At 62.2% G+C, this 16230-nt stretch carries 17 protein-coding genes; 15 read left to right on the forward strand and 2 right to left on the reverse strand.

Going from position 1 to position 16230, the window contains the following annotated elements; all coding sequences use genetic code 11:
• Positions 1–61: 61 nt before the first annotated feature.
• Positions 62–247: a hypothetical protein gene (locus tag FHT75_RS34445; protein WP_097623614.1), complete on the reverse strand. Its 186-nt coding sequence runs from the start codon at positions 245–247 to the stop codon at positions 62–64.
• A 245-nt stretch (positions 248–492) separates the two neighbouring features.
• On the opposite strand from FHT75_RS34445, the gene FHT75_RS34450 reads away from it, so the two are divergent.
• The 10 genes from FHT75_RS34450 (at position 493) to FHT75_RS34495 (ending at position 10640) form a co-directional block, all read left to right on the forward strand.
• Complete coding sequence (locus tag FHT75_RS34450) at positions 493–870, forward strand: hypothetical protein (protein ID WP_097623615.1); 378 nt, start codon at positions 493–495, stop codon at positions 868–870.
• A 22-nt stretch (positions 871–892) separates the two neighbouring features.
• Entirely contained in the window at positions 893–1066 is a 174-nt protein-coding gene (locus tag FHT75_RS34455; protein ID WP_179877590.1) for a hypothetical protein, read from the forward strand.
• Between the two features lie 344 nt (positions 1067–1410).
• The gene (locus tag FHT75_RS34460) at positions 1411–1611 is read left to right on the forward strand and encodes a LuxR C-terminal-related transcriptional regulator (protein WP_097623616.1); all 201 of its coding nucleotides are present in this window, start codon (positions 1411–1413) and stop codon (positions 1609–1611) included.
• Between the two features lie 79 nt (positions 1612–1690).
• Complete coding sequence (locus FHT75_RS34465) at positions 1691–2656, forward strand: AraC family transcriptional regulator (RefSeq protein ID WP_097623617.1); 966 nt, start codon at positions 1691–1693, stop codon at positions 2654–2656.
• A gap of 290 nt (positions 2657–2946) precedes the next feature.
• On the forward strand, positions 2947–3123 hold the full coding sequence (locus tag FHT75_RS34470) for a hypothetical protein (RefSeq protein ID WP_014330964.1): 177 nt from the start codon (positions 2947–2949) through the stop codon (positions 3121–3123).
• 26 nt (positions 3124–3149) lie between these two features.
• Positions 3150–3305, forward strand: a complete 156-nt coding sequence (locus FHT75_RS34475) for a hypothetical protein (protein ID WP_246713038.1) — start codon at positions 3150–3152, stop codon at positions 3303–3305.
• Positions 3302–4330, forward strand: a complete 1029-nt coding sequence (locus FHT75_RS34480; RefSeq protein WP_143541163.1) for a DUF3991 and toprim domain-containing protein — start codon at positions 3302–3304, stop codon at positions 4328–4330. The genes FHT75_RS34475 and FHT75_RS34480 overlap by 4 nt, the downstream gene beginning before the upstream one ends.
• Positions 4331–4396: 66 nt before the next feature.
• Positions 4397–5002 (forward strand): DUF1419 domain-containing protein, encoded by a 606-nt coding sequence (locus FHT75_RS34485; protein ID WP_097623618.1) that lies wholly within the window; start codon positions 4397–4399, stop codon positions 5000–5002.
• A gap of 13 nt (positions 5003–5015) precedes the next feature.
• On the forward strand, positions 5016–5417 hold the full coding sequence (locus FHT75_RS34490) for a DUF3085 domain-containing protein (RefSeq protein ID WP_097614828.1): 402 nt from the start codon (positions 5016–5018) through the stop codon (positions 5415–5417).
• 117 nt (positions 5418–5534) lie between these two features.
• Positions 5535–10640: a DEAD/DEAH box helicase family protein gene (locus FHT75_RS34495; protein ID WP_183845750.1), complete on the forward strand. Its 5106-nt coding sequence runs from the start codon at positions 5535–5537 to the stop codon at positions 10638–10640.
• Between the two features lie 272 nt (positions 10641–10912).
• Here the strand turns inward: FHT75_RS34495 and FHT75_RS36170 are convergent, their stop codons facing one another.
• Positions 10913–11062: a hypothetical protein gene (locus FHT75_RS36170; RefSeq protein WP_245445246.1), complete on the reverse strand. Its 150-nt coding sequence runs from the start codon at positions 11060–11062 to the stop codon at positions 10913–10915.
• 471 nt (positions 11063–11533) lie between these two features.
• Between FHT75_RS36170 and FHT75_RS34505 the strand changes: the two genes are divergently transcribed.
• From FHT75_RS34505 to FHT75_RS34525, 5 genes are all read left to right on the forward strand, one after another.
• Positions 11534–13315 (forward strand): ParB/RepB/Spo0J family partition protein, encoded by a 1782-nt coding sequence (locus FHT75_RS34505; RefSeq protein WP_097623620.1) that lies wholly within the window; start codon positions 11534–11536, stop codon positions 13313–13315.
• A gap of 93 nt (positions 13316–13408) precedes the next feature.
• Positions 13409–13885 carry a hypothetical protein gene (locus FHT75_RS34510; RefSeq protein WP_097623621.1) on the forward strand — a complete coding sequence of 159 codons (477 nt, stop codon included), beginning with the start codon at positions 13409–13411 and terminating at the stop codon, positions 13883–13885.
• The gene (locus FHT75_RS34515) at positions 13882–14769 is read left to right on the forward strand and encodes a DUF7007 domain-containing protein (protein ID WP_245445247.1); all 888 of its coding nucleotides are present in this window, start codon (positions 13882–13884) and stop codon (positions 14767–14769) included. Before FHT75_RS34510 ends, FHT75_RS34515 begins: the two co-directional genes overlap by 4 nt.
• Positions 14770–14771: 2 nt before the next feature.
• Positions 14772–15107, forward strand: a complete 336-nt coding sequence (locus FHT75_RS34520) for a hypothetical protein (RefSeq protein WP_097623623.1) — start codon at positions 14772–14774, stop codon at positions 15105–15107.
• 392 nt (positions 15108–15499) lie between these two features.
• Positions 15500–16087, forward strand: coding sequence for a hypothetical protein (locus FHT75_RS34525; protein ID WP_097623624.1), 588 nt, complete (start codon positions 15500–15502; stop codon positions 16085–16087).
• Positions 16088–16230 lie beyond the last annotated feature (143 nt).

A 16230-nucleotide genomic window follows, 5' to 3' on the forward strand; every position in this document is an offset into this window, starting at 1 on the left:
TTGTACTCGCGGCTGAATATTCGTCTTTGCATTCATGCTCTCCGGTTTCAGGAGGAACACCTTAACTCGATGTCCATGAAACCGGCAGCAGGCCAACGCACAGCTTCAATTCCGTGATCAAATCTTTCGGTACGTCAGGGCGGCGATGGAAGTTTTCCAGAAGGTCCTCGACTGCGCGGACCAGCTGACCGTCTGGGTCAGTAGCGTATGAGACAAATGCGTCATAGGCGAACGAATCCGCAGCCATCGGAGCCCCCCTTCAGACGCGCCGTCGCGATACACCTTCTGATGGAAATGTATCACAGCTGGGACCGGCTTTTCATCACGAAAGATGAATTACCTTCAATAAATTTAGACGAAAGAAGGTCACAACGAGTATATCCGCTTTTGTTGACGGATTTCCGAACGGTGACGCCGGTGTTGTAGAAACGAAACACCGGACGTTACTTTCGATTTGGTGTAACAAAATCGCTATTTCGCACGTATATATATGTGAGAGACAAATTCGACTATACTCCGTCCAAACTTGGAATCTTCTGGTTCCTTCCGACCCGAACTGGCCACCGCTTTATCGGCCTGGCGCACGATGCCGCGCAGGTTGATTTCATCGGTGGCTTCAAGACAATCGAAGAAGGTCTTGTCGACACCTGGCCAAAGGCGGCCGACGGGTCACTGTCGCGCTATGGCTACGAGTATTTTCCAAGTGGTAGGGTCAATTGGCGCGAAGAGGACAACGCGTTCCTAATCCTGGCCGACGCCTCGATCTTCAGGCGCAATCTTCACAAGGTGGTTATCGAGCACTGGAACCTTGGCGGGGAGACAGTGCACCTTTTGACAGACCCTCATTGCAGAACCAACAAGCTTCCATGATTTTTCAGCAGAGGGGACGTGCATGAGCGATGGGTTGCAAATCTGTATCCACAGAGGCACCAATCAGATCGGGGGCAGTTGCGTCGAGATGCAGTGCGCGGGCAAGCGTATTGTAGTCGATCTCGGCCTGCCTCTGGGCGGCGAACTGGAGGCGGCGGAGCTTCCGGACATTCCATCCATAGATAATGTGGAATAATTTTGCGCAGTGCACGCTAATCCGGCACTAGTTTCCGTAATGCTGCGTTTGGTTCCTAAGGATCCGGTTTTTGCTCCGTTTTTACAAGAGCCTTTGCACGCAGAACTTAGTTAAGTTCCATAAATATGCTTACGCGATCTGTTATAACATAACATACGAATATTGAAGACGAGATATCGAACTCCCAGCCTCCTCCCAGGGCAACTCGGCTGCCGTCGCACAGGTCTCGACGGCAGCCACTTTTCTCGGAGGCATCGCAGTCTTGGCTTCTACCGAGATTTCAATGCTGGCGTCCGGTACCAAACCTGCCGCCGACCGCGGCGCAACTGAGCGCGATTTTTGTCATGAAGGAATGGATACTCTCGCCACTTGAAAAGACCTGCCTTCGATGGATTTCTCGGGGTAGGACCGTCGCCGAAATCGCTTTGCTGGAGGGCAAGAGCGTCGCCGATATCGAGGGTTACCTCCAGCGCGCGCTTGCCGCGCTGGAGGCAAGATCAACGGAAGAAGCTCTCGCGAAGGCCAATCTCTCAGAGCCCGAGTGACCGGCTCCGCTGGCGGGACTGGGATCGAAGAATTGCGACGCGCTCGTTGCGCTGCGTTTGGCAAGTTTTGGAGGGTTCGTTGCCGTATCGTGCGCTCTCAAAATATGAAGTTGAACGGGCTGATGCCGGTGCGATGCCGGCGCACGACGCGAGCGCGTTGCTTTCGACGAGCGTTGAACCGCTCCGCCAAGGGAGCGCTGGCCAATATCGACACTACATCGTCGGCCGTTTCAGCGCTTGGGAGGGAAAGTGCCGTTCAGCCCTGAAACCTGGCTTCGATGACGCGCCCGACGCATTCGTTCTTTACCTGCCGTCCACCAACGCGCCGGAGATACGTGCCGGGACACAAAGCTTGCCGACGACGAGAGCAACAGGTTTTCTGGAGGATCTCGCGCACTTCGACGAGCTAACCACTCATGAACATTCCAACTATATCTGCCTTTCCTTCGAAAAGGCGGCGATGGTGCAGCAGGTGAGTGAACTGCTGGATGGTCCTGTCACGACGGATCTCGAATTCGATCGTCTTGTCGATCTGACTTCCGAGAAAGGATTGCGGTTGGCGGCGCTCGGCCATCTTGTTTGGAGTTGCCTCAATCTTTCCGAAGCAGATCGACTATCACCGGCCGCTATCGAGCGGCTGTTTCAGGCGACGATGATCGCACTTCTGGAGGTCGCTCCCAACAGCTACATGCCACGGCTCGAACGGTCGCTCTCGCCGGCTGTCCCGTGGCAGGTGAAAAGAGCGATCGAGTACATGCACTCGAACCTGGCGCAATCCATGACGGTTGCACTGATCGCAGCCGAGACGGGTACAAGCGTCAGGGCATTGCAGGCGGCCTTCCAGCGCTTCAAAGGCGCCACGCCTTTAGGCTATCTCAGAACGATCCGCCTTGAAGCTGCCCGCAGAGCTCTCCTAGGCGATGGCGGCTCACGATCGATTTCCGATGCGGCGCGCAATGCAGGGTTCACCCATATGGGGCGGTTCGCCGCCGCCTATTATCAAGCTTTCGGCGAAACGCCTTCGGAAACGCTCCGGATGCGCTGAGTGTCCGGTCGGTGGGTAGGGTGAAGGCGGACACGATTGTTGCTGAGGCGCGCGAAACTGCCGCAGGACCCATAGGCGTGCGTGATCCTTTATCTCCAGCGGAAGCAGCCCAATCCCGCTCTTTTGTGATGGCGTCCTGGCCCGGCGCCGGATCTTCCACGATCAACCCGTAAAGGGTCCGCTAGCAAGCTGCGGCCGCTTCGGCTTCGCCTCGCGGTGATCGCGCCCGCCGTCGGGCCTTTTGAGGAGCCATCGAGCGGGATTGGCCCGCTCCCGAAGGAGCCTCTCACATGTCGCACGATCTTTCCCTCGCTCAATCCCACGCCTTCCAGCTCTCCCGCGACCTGATGGTCCCGGTCACCCTCTTCTCGGTCGGCGGCGAGTACGGCGTGCTTCCTTCCGACGAGATCGACGCCGATGACGATCTTGAGATCGTCCATGAGTTCTTCCCATGGCCGGCTCATTGAGCCGGCCTGTGCCTCCGGCGTGCCGCTTGCGAGCGGCAGGCCGCAAGGTAGGGCTGCGCCGCGGCCGGGTCTTGCATGATCCGACAATTGCCAGCCGCGCCCTTGCCGCCTTTGCTCTTCGCGGCTGGTGGAAGTGCGCCCGCGAAGCGACGGGCAAGGAAGGCAAAGAGGAAGAGGCATGAACAGGAAGGAAATAGAGGCGCTGCGCGAACGGGTAGGCTGTGCGGCTGTTCTTGAGCATGCGGGCTTCGCCATCGATGCGAAGGAGAGTACCCGGCGGGCGGTGAAGTTTCGGCGTGGCGCTGAAATCATCATCGTGACCCATGAGGGGCGAGGATGGTTCGATCCGCTCAGCGATGCGCAAGGGGATGTGTTCGGACTTGTCGAACATCTCGATCATGTCGGATTTCTCGAAGGCGCGGGCAGGGTCGCCGACCTCGTCGGTTTCGCGATCACGGAGCCGGAATGGCAGGCGCCGGGGCCTGATCACGGCCACGACCTTTCCCTACCCGAGCGTTGGCAGGCACGCCGCCGTCCCTGGCCTGGTTCATCGACATGGGCTTACCTCTGCGGCGAGCGTTTCCTGCCAGCCATTTTGCTCCGCGCGACAATCCGGCAAGACCGCCTCCGGGAGGGTCCCTATGGCAGCATGTGGGCCGCGCATACGGACAATGACGGAACTGTCACCGGCTGGGAGGCACGAGGGCCTGAGTATCGGGGCTTTGCCTCCGGAGGAGCAAAGGTTCTCTTCCGTCTGGGGCCGGACACAGCGTTGCGCCTGGCCGTCACTGAAGCTGCTATCGATGCCATGAGCCTTGCCGCCATCGAGGGGCTGCGTGATGGAACCGTGTATCTCAGTACCGGGGGCGGATGGTCGCCGTCCACGGAGGGGGCGCTGCGGCAGTTGGCCTCGCGACCCGATGCTCTCCTCCTCGCCGCGACAGACGCCAATCCCCAAGGGGAGTTGTTTGCCGAGCGGTTGCGGGCGCTCGCCGATACCGTCGGCTGCGATTGGTCGCGGCTCCGCCCGCCCGAGGAGGACTGGAACGAGACCCTGAAAATCAGGGAGAAAGAAAAGAGGAAAAGGAAGGAAGGCGGCGTGCCGCATTCGCGCCGCCCGCGTCAAGGGAAGCTTCGCCCGGCGGAGCCGGCCCTTGACCCGGCCGGCCGCGATGCCGGCGGCCCGGAAGGTGTCATGAAGGACTGAAGAGGATGGCAAGGTCGATAGGACAGTGCTGCGCTTCGGTCCCGAACCATCTCGAAGGAGCCGCAGATGAATCCCTCTCCCACAATCCGAAAGGTCTTCCAGGGCGTCGCGTCACGCCAGCAAATGTTCCGGATGTTCGACCGGCACGCCCAGCGTCCGAACCGTTGGGAGGGCGACGCCTCACCCCTTTATGCCGGCGAATGGTTCGAGATCACGGAAGTCGAGCATGACTACATGTTCGAAATCCTCCCACCGCTCTGGATCCGCGGCGCGATGTTCGCCATGCGCGAGTTTCTGACCGGCTCGGTGACATCAGTGTTCTTCGCCTTGCGGATCGATGGCGACATCCGACACTTCCATGGCTATTGCGATCTCTCCGATGGGCAAGCGGTCGAGCGCATGCGCGTGGCAATCATCGAGCGTGAGAGCCGGCCGGTGCGCGCCATGACGCGCGAGGAACGCCTGGAGCATATCTGGAGCATCACGGCGGACGACTATCGTGGCTATGCCGGAGATCGCTGGGATGAAGCCGTGCGCGGCAAGCGCACGATCATGCTCTACGGCGGCGCGGTGGGCAGCACTCTGAAACTGCTGGACGAACTGACCGACGACGAAATCGCAGCCAAGCTGCCGGTGCAGCTGCGCCACCTCCCCTCACCGATCGCCGCATGAAGGAGGCTTCACGATGCTTTCCTTCCCGCTCACATCCGTCCGCGAGGTGCTCGCCCGCGGGCGTGCCGATGCGGAAGCCCATGGCGGCTTTCGTGACCCCCATTACGGCCTACGCTCTGGCAAGGACCAAAAACCGGGTCTCTGGCTCGTCGGCGACCAGGGCGTCTATCTGATGTCCAACGGCAAATTGCCGGATGGCGCCAAGCCTTTGGTCGTCTATGCCGAGGAATGCGATCCCCGCACCAATGACGACTGGTTCGCTGTCAAACGCCGGACCTTCGGCGGCGATGACGGTGTCGATTTCATCGATGCGGAACAGCTCGAAGCCATGATGGCGGCGGCTCCGGAGGCGACGCACCTTCGTGTCGCATTCCTTCAAGACTCGATGCAGCTCTATCTGGTCGCGAAATCCTAGACATTTCGCGACCAGCCCGGCCCGTTTGGCCACAAAACCCAAAACCCTGAGCGTCCTTCAGTCCCGCAAGTGCTTCCCGCGGGGTGATGACGCTCGCCTATCTGCGAGGAAAATTTCATGAGCAACGATCCCTTCACTCACGACATGTTCGGCAGCAGCGCGCTGTCATCAGGCCTTGGCCTGGGTGTCACAGCGTTCGGCGGCTTCGAGCCGGTCGCTGCCAATGACGACGACCCCGAACCGCCGCCGCCCTCTCCTGCCCCCGCTTTGCCGGCCGCGGCGATTGAACGTCCGGCGCCCCGGCGGCAAGGCAACCGGTGCAACTTCTACCTCGATGATGCAGATCGAGGCTTGGCCGTATCCTGGAAGGATCGCGCCCGCGCCAATGTTGCGGCAATCCTGATCGCGAACAACATCGAGAAGCAGGATCGACCAGCCACGCCGAAGGAGCAGGCGCAACTCGTCCGTTTCACCGGCTTCGGCGCGAGCGAACTGGCAAACGGGATGTTCCGCCGCCCCGGGGAAGTCGATTTCCGGACCGGGTGGAGCGAGCTCGGCGGCTCGCTCGAAAGCGCTGTTTCGGACGCCGATTACACGTCGCTCGCCCGCTGCACGCAATATGCCCATTTTACGCCGGAGTTCATCATCCGGGCAATCTGGACGGGCTTGCAGCGCATGGGCTGGCGTGGCGGCCGCGTGCTCGAGCCCGGTATCGGCACGGGCCTATTTCCAGCTCTGATGCCGGCGGCGTTCCGGGACAGGACCTTCGTCACCGGCGTCGAACTCGATCCTGTCACTGCCCGGATCGTCAAGCTGCTGCATCCGAAGGCCCGCATCATCAACGGCGACTTTGCCCGCACCGATCTGGCGCCGATCTATGATCTCGCGATCGGCAATCCACCCTTCTCCGACCGGACCGTCCGGTCTGACCGAACCTATCGCTCGCTCGGTCTACGGCTGCACGACTACTTCATCGCCCGATCGATCGACCACCTGAAGCCTGGCGCCTTTGCCGCCTTCGTCACCAGCTCCGGAACGATGGACAAGGCGGATGCGACAGCGCGCGAGCACATTGCCAAGACCGCCGACCTGATCGCCGCGATTCGATTGCCGGAAGGCAGCTTCCGCGCCGACGCCGGCACGGATGTCGTGGTCGATCTTCTCTTCTTCCGCAAGCGTAAGGCCGGCGAAGCCGAGAACGATCTGTCATGGCTCGATCTCGAGGAGGTGCGCCCCGAAAGCCAAGGCGAGGGTGCAATTCGCGTGAACCGTTGGTTCGCGCGGCATCCCGAATTCGTGCTCGGCGATCATGCTCTCACCTCCGGACCCTTTGGCGAAACCTACACCTGCCTGCCCCGCGCCGGCGAGGACCTGCAGGCGTTTCTGGAGGGGGCCATCCGGCGCCTCCCCGAAGGCTGCTATGACGGCGAGCCGACCGCAATCGACATCGACCTCGAGGATGAGCTTGGCGAGATCGTCGATCTTCGCCCAGGCGACGCCAAGGTCCGTGAGGGTAGCTTCTTCATCGACATCAGGCGCGGTCTCATGCAGATGGTCGACGGCGCACCCATCGAAGTCAAAGTCCGCAAGGGGCGCACCGGTGACGGCATCCTGGAAAAACACGTCGGCATCATCAAGAAGCTGATCCCGATCCGCGATGCCGTGCGCGAGGTACTGAAGGCCCAGGAGCGGGATCGTCCGTGGCGGGATCTGCAGGTTCGGCTGCGCATCGCCTGGTCGAGCTTCGTACGCGACTTCGGCCCGATCAACCACACCACGGTCTCTATCAGCGAGGATGAAGAAACCGGCGAGGTGCGCGAAACCCACCGCCGCCCCAACCTGCAACCCTTCCTCGACGATCCCGATTGCTGGCTGGTCGCCTCGATCGAGGATTACGACCTCGACACCGATACGGCGAAACCAGGCCCGATCTTCTCCGAACGGGTCATCGCGCCGCCTGCCCCGCCAGTCATCACCAGTGCCGCGGACGCGCTGGCCGTGGTGCTCAACGAACGTGGTCGCGTCGACGTCGAGCATATCGCCGAACTGCTGCACAGACACGCCGATGCGGTCGCCGACGAACTCGGCGATGCGATCTTCCGGGATCCCGCCGATGGCTCCTGGCAGACGGCGAACGCCTATCTCGCTGGCGCGGTCCGCACCAAGCTCGCGGTCGCCGAAGCCGCCGCGGCGCTCGATCCAGCCTACGAGCGCAACGTCCGCGCGCTTCAGGCGGTTCAGCCGGCCGACCTTCGCCCCTCCGACATCACCGCGCGCCTCGGGGCGCCGTGGATCCCGGCGAGCGACGTCGTGGCTTTCGTCAAGGAAATGATGGGCGCCGAGATCAGGATCCATCATATGCCTGAGCTTGGGAGCTGGACCGTGGAGGCACGGCAGCTCGGATTTAGCGCCGCCGGCACATCCGAATGGGGCACCAGCCGCCGCGACGCTGGCGAACTGCTGGCCGATGCGCTGAACAGCCGCGTGCCGCAGATCTTCGACGTCTTCAAGGACCTCAATGGCGAGCGGCGTGTCCTGAACGTCGTGGATACCGAAGCCGCGCGCGACAAGCTGCAGAAAATCAAGGAAGCCTTCCAGAACTGGGTCTGGACCGATCCCGATCGCACCGACCGGCTGGCGCGGGTCTATAACGACCGGTTCAACAACCTCGCGCCAAGACGTTTCGACGGCTCGCATCTCAAACTTCCCGGCGCCTCAGGCGCCTTTGTTCTTTATGGGCACCAGAAACGCGGCATCTGGCGGATCATCTCCTCCGGCTCGACCTATCTTGCCCATGCCGTCGGTGCCGGCAAGACGATGACGATGGCAGCAAGCGTCATGGAGCAGCGCCGCCTGGGGCTGATCGCCAAGGCGATGCTCGTGGTCCCCGGCCATTGCCTGGCACAAGCGGCGCGCGAGTTCCTGGCGCTCTACCCGAATGCCCGCATTCTCGTTGCCGATGAGACGAATTTCACCAAGGATAAGCGGGCGCGCTTTCTGAGTCGCGCCGCGACCGCGACCTGGGACGCGATCATCATCACGCACTCCGCCTTCAGGTTCATCGCTGTGCCGTCTGCCTTCGAACAACAGATGATCCACGATGAGCTGGAGCTCTACGAGGATCTCCTGACCAAGGTCGACAGCGAGGACCGCGTCTCGCGCAAGCGCCTCGAGCGGCTGAAGGAAGGCTTGCAGGAACGTCTGGAAGGGCTTGCGACCCGAAAGGACGATCTGCTGACCATCTCCGAGATCGGCGTCGACCAGATCATCGTCGATGAAGCCCAGGAGTTCCGCAAGCTTTCCTTCGCGACCAACATGTCGACGTTGAAGGGCATCGATCCGAACGGCTCGCAGCGCGCCTGGGATCTCTATGTGAAGTCCCGGTTCCTCGAAACGAAGAATCCGGGCCGCGCCCTGGTGCTCGCTTCCGGAACGCCGATCACCAACACTCTCGGCGAGATGTTCTCGATCCAGCGCCTGCTCGGCCACGAGGCCCTCGCCGAGCGCGGCCTGCACGAATTCGATGCCTGGGCGTCCTGCTTCGGCGATACGACGACCGAGCTGGAGATTCAGCCGTCGGGCAAATACAAGCCTGTCAGCCGCTTCGCGAGCTTCGTCAATGTCCCGGAACTGATCGCCATGTTCCGGGCCTTTGCCGATGTCGTCATGCCGGCGGATCTCCGCGAATACGTCAAGGTGCCGGATATCTCCACCGGCCGGCGGCAGATCCTCACCGCCAAGCCGACGCCGGCGTTCAAGGCCTATCAGCAGATCCTCGATGCCCGCATCAAGGCGATCGAGATGCGCGAGGGACCGGCGCAGCCCGGCGACGATATCCTGCTCTCGGTCATCACCGACGGCCGCCATGCGGCGATCGATCTGCGCCTTGTGATGCCGGCGAACGACAATGAGGAGGATAACAAGCTCAACCTCCTCGTCCGCAATGCCTTTCGGATCTGGCAGGAGAGCGCCGACAGCACCTATCTCCGGCCGGACGGCAAACCCTTCGAGCTGCCCGGCGCCGCGCAGATGATCTTCAGCGATCTCGGCACGATCAATGTCGAGAAAACCCGCGGCTTTTCCGCTTACCGCTGGATCCGTGACGAGCTCGTTCGGCTCGGCGTTCCCCCGTCCGAAATCGCCTTCATGCAGGACTACAAGAAGACCGAAGCCAAGCAACGGCTGTTCGCCGACGTGCGCGCCGGCCGGGTTCGGTTCCTGATCGGATCGTCGGAGACGATGGGAACGGGCGTCAACGCCCAGCTCCGGCTGAAAGCGTTGCACCACCTCGACGTGCCGTGGCTGCCGTCGCACATCCAGCAGCGCGAAGGCCGCATTGTCCGGCAGGGCAATCAGCACGATGTCGTGGACATTTTCGCCTATGCCACGGAGGGCAGCCTCGACGCTTCCATGTGGCAGAACAACGAGCGCAAGGCCCGCTTCATCGCGGCGGCGCTGAGCGGAGATACATCGATCCGCCGGCTCGAAGATCTCGGTGAAGGGCAGGCGAACCAGTTCGCCATGGCCAAGGCAATCGCCTCCGGCGACGAGAGGCTGATGCAGAAAGCGGGTCTCGAAGCCGATATCGCGCGACTGGAAAGACTGCGCGCCGCCCATGACGATGACCAGTATGCGGTGCGCCGGCAGATGCGCGATGCGGAGCGTGACATCGAGGTCTCGACCCGCCGCATCGGCGAGATCGGCCAGGATATCGGTCGGCTTGTGCCTACAGCGGGCGACGCGTTTGCGATAAAGGTCCTTGGCAAGGACTACGATGAGCGTAAGGAGGCTGGTCGCGCGCTGATGAAGGAAATTCTCACGCTCCTCCAGCTCCAGCAAGAGGGCGACGTTCACCTCGCATCCATCGGCGGCTTCGATCTGGTCTACGAGGGCGAGTGCTTCGGAAAGGGCGATGGGTATCGCTACGCCACCACGCTCCAGCGTACCGGCGCCGACTATGAAGTCGACCTTGCGGTCACCGTGACGCCGCTCGGCGCCATTTCCCGCCTCGAGCATGCGCTGGACGGGTTTGAGGAGGAGCGGGAGCGCCATCGCCATCGTCTGGAGGAAGCGCACCGGCGGCTTATCTCCTATCGCTCGCGTGAAGGCGGCACTTTCGCCTTCGCCGACGAGCTTGCCGAAAAGCGTCGGCAGCTTCGCGACGTCGACGATTCTCTTGCCGCGTCAGTTCAGAACGACGATGCGCCGGCGCAGGCTGCTTGATCTGAGGCATCGATTTTGATGCAACGCAGCAATTGCATAGCTGCATTGCACAATATTTGCTTTCCTTCCGCCCGAATTTTGAGCATAGTGCTCACAGCTGATGCACATGGCGGATTTCCTCCCAGTGCCGCCGCAGCAGCTGTTCCCCTCTGGAGGTTTAAATTACCTTCATACCTATAGGGCCCGAGTTTTCTCGTGGCCCTCTTTTTTTGTCCTGATTTTTCGTTTGTGCCACGACCGTGACGATCGCGTCGTCGGCGGCATCACCGCGCTCAGGAAATCAGCTCGACACGCTCGATCGTTTGGATCAGCCGCGCTCTCGCATCCGCCGCGTGGTTCAGGACGGTGACGACGTCAGAGAGGCTCGCATCCTTCAAACCGACTTTGTAGATCGCAATTCCAGCTTCGACACTCGCGTCCATTGCCTTCAGCTCCTCGAAATGCTGGGCAGGCCTCCTGCCGGGCGAATTCCAACGTCTCCGTGAACGCCAGGATCTCGTCTGTTCCCGGAACGACCTGGTAGGCAAATATCGCGTTCGCATCGTGCATTGGAACCCCCTTGAGTTGCGCACCAACCTACGGCGCCTTCCTGGCCGCCGTGAACTCTCAAAAGTGGGAGTAGGAGGGTGAGAAGAAGGAAAAGAGGAAGGAGGAAGGGAAACCGGTCGCAGATCGGTCCTCCCGTCGCCGCTTTCGCTCAACCGCCGCCTCCGCATCCCGGCCACTCGTCCCGCGCAGGGCTGTCGGCCCCGCTTGTCCTTCGCAGCAGGGACGCTCGGCCGCAGTTGCGCCGGTCCGTCCGCCCTGCGGTCCGGGAGGTGTCTTCGAAAAAAATGAAGACAGGAAGGACCGGCAAGCGAGCCGCGTCCCGCATCCCGGAAGAGGAAAATCCCATGCATATCATGAAGGTCGATCCGCGCTCGTTGAAGGACAACCCCGACAATACCCGACAGTCGAAGTCCACCCCGCAGGCGGATGCCCTGCTGCTCGCCACGATCAAAGCCGTCGGCATCATCCAGCCGCCTGTCATCTTTCCGGAGGCCGGTGGTGGGAACAGCTATGTCATCGAAGCCGGCCATCGGCGCACCCGCATGGCGATCGCCGCAGGCCTCGAAGAAATCGAGGTCCTCGTCGTCGAAGCTGCCAACGACAATGGCGCCATGCGGTCGATGGTCGAGAACATCGCACGCGAACCCTTGAACCCGGTTGACCAGTGGCGCGGCATCGAACGCCTGATTGCACTCGACTGGACCGAGGAAGCAATTGCCGTTGCGCTTGCGCTGCCCGTCCGGCAGATCCGCAAGCTGCGTCTGCTCGCCAACGTCTTGCCCGCCATGCTCGATCAGATGGCGCTCGGCGACATGCCGAACGAGCAGCAGCTTCGAACGATCGCGGCCGCACACCTCGATGAGCAGAAGGAAGTCTGGAAGGCGCAGAAGCCGAAGAAGGGCCAGTCTGCCACGTGGTTCCAGATCGCCAACGCGCTCTCCAAGACCCGCATGTATGCCAAGGATGCGAGCTTCGGCGACGATCTCAGGGAAGCCTACGGCATCGAATGGATCGAGGATCTGTTTGCCCCTGCCGATGAGGACAGCCGCTACACCACCAATGTCGAAGCCTATCTCGGCGCACAGCAGGAATGGATGACCGACAATCTGCCCAAGAAGGGCGTGATCGCCGAGGTTACGCAATGGGGCGACGCAAAGCTGCCGCAGAAGGCGAGCCGCGTCTATGGCAAGCCAAGCAAGGGCGACCACACCGCCATGTACCTGGATCGGAACGGCAAGGTTCAGACCGTCCACTACCGGATGCCCGAGGAGAAGAAGACCGCGGGCAAAGGAGCCGTCGTTGGAGGTGGCGCCACCGCTGGCGACGACGTGATCGACGCGTCGAAGCAGCGTCCTGATGTGACGCAAAAGGGCCACGACATCATCGGTGACCTCAGAACGGACGCGCTGCACGACGCGCTCGCTCGCGCACCGATTGAGGACGACACGCTGATGGCGCTCCTCGTGCTCGCCTTTGCCGGTCTGAACGTCCGGGTCGACTCTGGTGCAAACGACACCGTCTTCGGTGCGAAGCGGTTCGCTCGCCATGCGGTTCGGTTGCTCGACGGCGGCGGCAAGCTGTCCTTCGACATCGACACATTGCGGGTTGCCGCGCGTTCGATGCTGGTCGATGTGCTTTCTTGCCGCCGCGGCATGTCGAACAGCGGTATTGTTTCGCGTATCGCCGGCGAGGCCATCGGCGCGGATGGCTATCTCCCGAATATGGGCACGGAGGATTTCCTGCTTTGCCTGTCGCGGCAGGCACTTGAGACGTCGTGCAAGGATACCGCGGTTCTGCCGCGGCCGAAGGTCCGCGAGACCCGCGCGGCCCTCGTCGAGCACTTCAAGGAAGGGCATTTCGTCCATCCGGCAGCCCTGTTCACCCCCGATCCGAGGGAACTTGCCGAACTGATCAAGCAAGGCGAGATCGTCGAAGAGGAGGACATCGTCACCTCCGAAGAAACCACGGATCGCCTTGAAGGCGAGCTCGCCGATGGCGGTACTCCCGGCGAAGCGGCCGATCGCGCCGCGGCCGATCCGGAGGCCGGGCACGATGCGTCTCCGCTTGTGCCGGAAGACGGCGCTCCCGACGCGGACGAGACCGCCTACGGCATTGCGGCCGAATAGCCACCTTCCCTTCCTATCCGATCGACACCCGCCGCCGGCCTTCCCGGCGGCGGCTTTGTTTCCATCAACCGCAGAATTTCAAGGAGATGTCTGATGTCTGCGTCCCTGATCTACGACCTAGCTCCGATCGGCTCCATTGTCGCCTGGTCCGACGGCAACCCTCGCCCACCCGAGCGTTTCAAGAAGAAACTGGCGGCCTGGCAGACCCGTAACAGCAAGGGCCGCCTGATCCGCAAGGAGGGTCCGCGCCAATCCGGCAATTGCGCCTCGCCGGGATATTTCACGCTGCATGAGTCGGACTTCGGCGGTAAGAATACCATCGTCATGCGGATTCACCGAACCTTCGGTCTCGATTCCGATCTAACCTTCAAGGTCCTGGAGCGCCCAGCACTCGGATCGGTCCGCGTCTTCGATCGAGGCGGTTCGAACGCCGAACTCGTCCATGTCGCCGATGATCGCGAGGCGGCCGCGGCCTGGCTGAAAGAGCATGGATATCCGAACGCCGTGCTCCAAGAGGTGACCGCCGACGAGGTTGCGGCTGCTCATGTCGAAGGGAGGGCCGCCGCATGAGTATGCCCGATCTTCAATGCGACAGGGTTCCGATCACCGGCGACGCGACGGTGGAGTTCGGCGCCAGCGCTGATGGCTTTCCGGTCGCCCGGATAGCTGATACCCTCCTGGCAATGGTGCTGGCACGCGATGGTGCCGGTTTTCTCGCGAGCGCTTTTTGCCTCACTCGCCCGCTGTCAGAGATGACGCGTGACGATTTCCACGGTCACGAAGGCCGCCTCGAAGATGAGGCAGCGTTTCGCGCGCGTGTGTTCGAGACCGCGCAGCATAAGCGTGAATTATCCGCGCTCGGGCGGATCCAGACCCGCATGGCAGCGAATACGCCGTGGGGTCAGTCGCAGTTCGCGACGATCTATGCCGAGGGGATTGTGTCCCATATGACAGCCGGTCATGGCGGGTTTCACCTGTCGGCCGAGCGGAATCTGCGGGTGTCTTCCCTATTGCGAAAATCCTCGCCCTGGTACGAGGAGGATGCCGAATGGGCCATCGTCGCTCATACCTTCCCGGACCTGTTCACGGCCTATGAGCGCAAATGTGCGGACGACACGATCCGCAACAGCTGGCCGTCGGCCTGGGAGGCGATCCATGGCCGCGAACTCGCACCCGGCCAATCCTGGACGAAGGACCGAGACGCATTCGAGCGCAGGCATGCCGGCGACTGGGTCGTGATCTCCGCGATCTTTTCCACCTACCATGCCGACATGACGGAGGTGGTCGCAACCCGCGGCGGTATGCAGGATCACCGGGCCGACGATCGGCGCTTTCTCGTTCCAAGCGGTGAATACGCAACCCGCGGGCCGTTTGGCTTCGTCATCGATGAGCAGCGTCACGCTGTCTATGACGGTCCTTCGGACTTCATCGGCTGGCGTCAGCGGAGGACCTGAGCATGAACCCAGTCAGTCCGTGGGTGCTTCTTTCACGCATGGAGGCGGCGCGGCGCGAAACGTGCCACCACCTCGATCTTGTCCATCGGCAGATTGCCACGCGTGCCGAGCGCCTGGCCGTCACCGAGAAAACGAAAGCCAGGAACCGCACGCACAAGCGATCGGGCTCGCGATGGACCCGGTCCGACGAGGTGCTGTTTCAGGATCACGTCGATCGGCTGGCATTCGAGCGCCGCGGCGAACTCGAGGCGCTCACCCGAAAGCTGAAGCGTCAGGACCGCGCCATCACCACCCTGCGTCTGAAGCTCGGCGAAGCTGATTGGCGCCAGGCTGCATGAGAGGCGGTCGCCGGGGCGTACCGGCGGAGTGCATATTCCGCATGTTCGACGAGGGGTCTTGCCTGGTTGGCCATCGGTTCCGGCATTCGGTTTCGGGGTGCAGGTTACAATCACGTGCCGGCCTGCCCTTCGTGTTCGTTGCGGTCTGAACCGGCGGTCGGTCGTTTCAAGGCCGCTGTCGCGCCGCGGAGCGGCCAGGACAGCCTCACTTCGCAAAGCGAACCCGCGTCCTGCGCAGGGTGCCCCCGCTTGGCCGCAACCCCGCTCCGCTCGCTCAGCCGTCCCGGACCTGTGAGAGCGCCCGTCTCTCGCCGGTTCCTTTTGACCGCACCGAAGGGCAGACCGGCACGGGCCGGAGCCGCTTCGGACGAAACCGACGAAAGGAAATCGATATGGCCAAGCCCGCGACCTCCAACCGCCCTTCCGCTCGCGTTGTGCAGCTCCGCAAGGGTGCAACCCTCGAAATGGTCCGCCTCACCTGCCCCGATAGCGCGCAAGCCCTCAAGATCGCCGAGAGCTTCGGCACCGCAGTGGTCGACAGCGACGGGATCCGCGACGAGCATGAGCGGATGATCACTGCGAGTTCGGCAAGCCTCGCCGAAGGTCTCGGTGAGAAAGCGATGCAGATCCATCTCCAGCGCATCGTCGGCGCCTTCGTCGGATCAGCGCATGGTGCCGGTCAGTTCTACTCCCGCGCAGTATCGGAGGCCCGCGAGGCCACGGCCAAGGCATCGAACGATGCCCGCGACGAGGATCTCGATGGCCCGGTCGGATATGACAGCGCCGCCCAGCGCAAGCGCGAGTTCGCAGCAGACATGGGAGTCCAGGCCCATGCGCTTCGGATGGCAGCCGAGGGCGCCGTCGCGGCCTACGAACAGGTGATCGGTGAGGCCTGGAAGCCGTTTGATCGCCCGGTCGACAATCCGGGCGCTTCACTTGACCGTAAAGCCGCCGATGCGCAAATGGCGGCGCTCGGTTAAAGCCATCATGCGGGGCATCGGCCCCGCCCTCCTTTTTTCCGGACTGTATCGGCCGGCTCCACTCAGGGGCCGGCCTTTCTGCATGTCCATGCCCGAGCCTAGGGAAAGATGGGGGAAGGGAGTCGGAGAGACGGCCGATTGCG

It is taken from the genome of Rhizobium sp. BK112, from assembly GCF_014193215.1.
GTDB lineage: Bacteria > Pseudomonadota > Alphaproteobacteria > Rhizobiales > Rhizobiaceae > Rhizobium > Rhizobium anhuiense.

Excerpts from the sequence above, each read along its gene's own strand:
- FHT75_RS34445 (WP_097623614.1), bottom strand. The coding sequence starts at position 247 with ATGGCTGCGGATTCGTTCGCCTATGACGCATTTGTCTCATACGCTACT.
- FHT75_RS34455 (WP_179877590.1), top strand. The coding sequence starts at position 893 with ATGAGCGATGGGTTGCAAATCTGTATCCACAGAGGCACCAATCAGATC.
- FHT75_RS34460 (WP_097623616.1), top strand. The coding sequence starts at position 1,411 with ATGAAGGAATGGATACTCTCGCCACTTGAAAAGACCTGCCTTCGATGG.
- FHT75_RS34470 (WP_014330964.1), top strand. The coding sequence starts at position 2,947 with ATGTCGCACGATCTTTCCCTCGCTCAATCCCACGCCTTCCAGCTCTCC.
- FHT75_RS34480 (WP_143541163.1), top strand. The coding sequence starts at position 3,302 with ATGAACAGGAAGGAAATAGAGGCGCTGCGCGAACGGGTAGGCTGTGCG.
- FHT75_RS34485 (WP_097623618.1), top strand. The coding sequence starts at position 4,397 with ATGAATCCCTCTCCCACAATCCGAAAGGTCTTCCAGGGCGTCGCGTCA.
- FHT75_RS34490 (WP_097614828.1), top strand. The coding sequence starts at position 5,016 with ATGCTTTCCTTCCCGCTCACATCCGTCCGCGAGGTGCTCGCCCGCGGG.
- FHT75_RS34495 (WP_183845750.1), top strand. The coding sequence starts at position 5,535 with ATGAGCAACGATCCCTTCACTCACGACATGTTCGGCAGCAGCGCGCTG.
- FHT75_RS36170 (WP_245445246.1), bottom strand. The coding sequence starts at position 11,062 with ATGGACGCGAGTGTCGAAGCTGGAATTGCGATCTACAAAGTCGGTTTG.
- FHT75_RS34505 (WP_097623620.1), top strand. The coding sequence starts at position 11,534 with ATGCATATCATGAAGGTCGATCCGCGCTCGTTGAAGGACAACCCCGAC.
- FHT75_RS34510 (WP_097623621.1), top strand. The coding sequence starts at position 13,409 with ATGTCTGCGTCCCTGATCTACGACCTAGCTCCGATCGGCTCCATTGTC.
- FHT75_RS34515 (WP_245445247.1), top strand. The coding sequence starts at position 13,882 with ATGAGTATGCCCGATCTTCAATGCGACAGGGTTCCGATCACCGGCGAC.
- FHT75_RS34520 (WP_097623623.1), top strand. The coding sequence starts at position 14,772 with ATGAACCCAGTCAGTCCGTGGGTGCTTCTTTCACGCATGGAGGCGGCG.
- FHT75_RS34525 (WP_097623624.1), top strand. The coding sequence starts at position 15,500 with ATGGCCAAGCCCGCGACCTCCAACCGCCCTTCCGCTCGCGTTGTGCAG.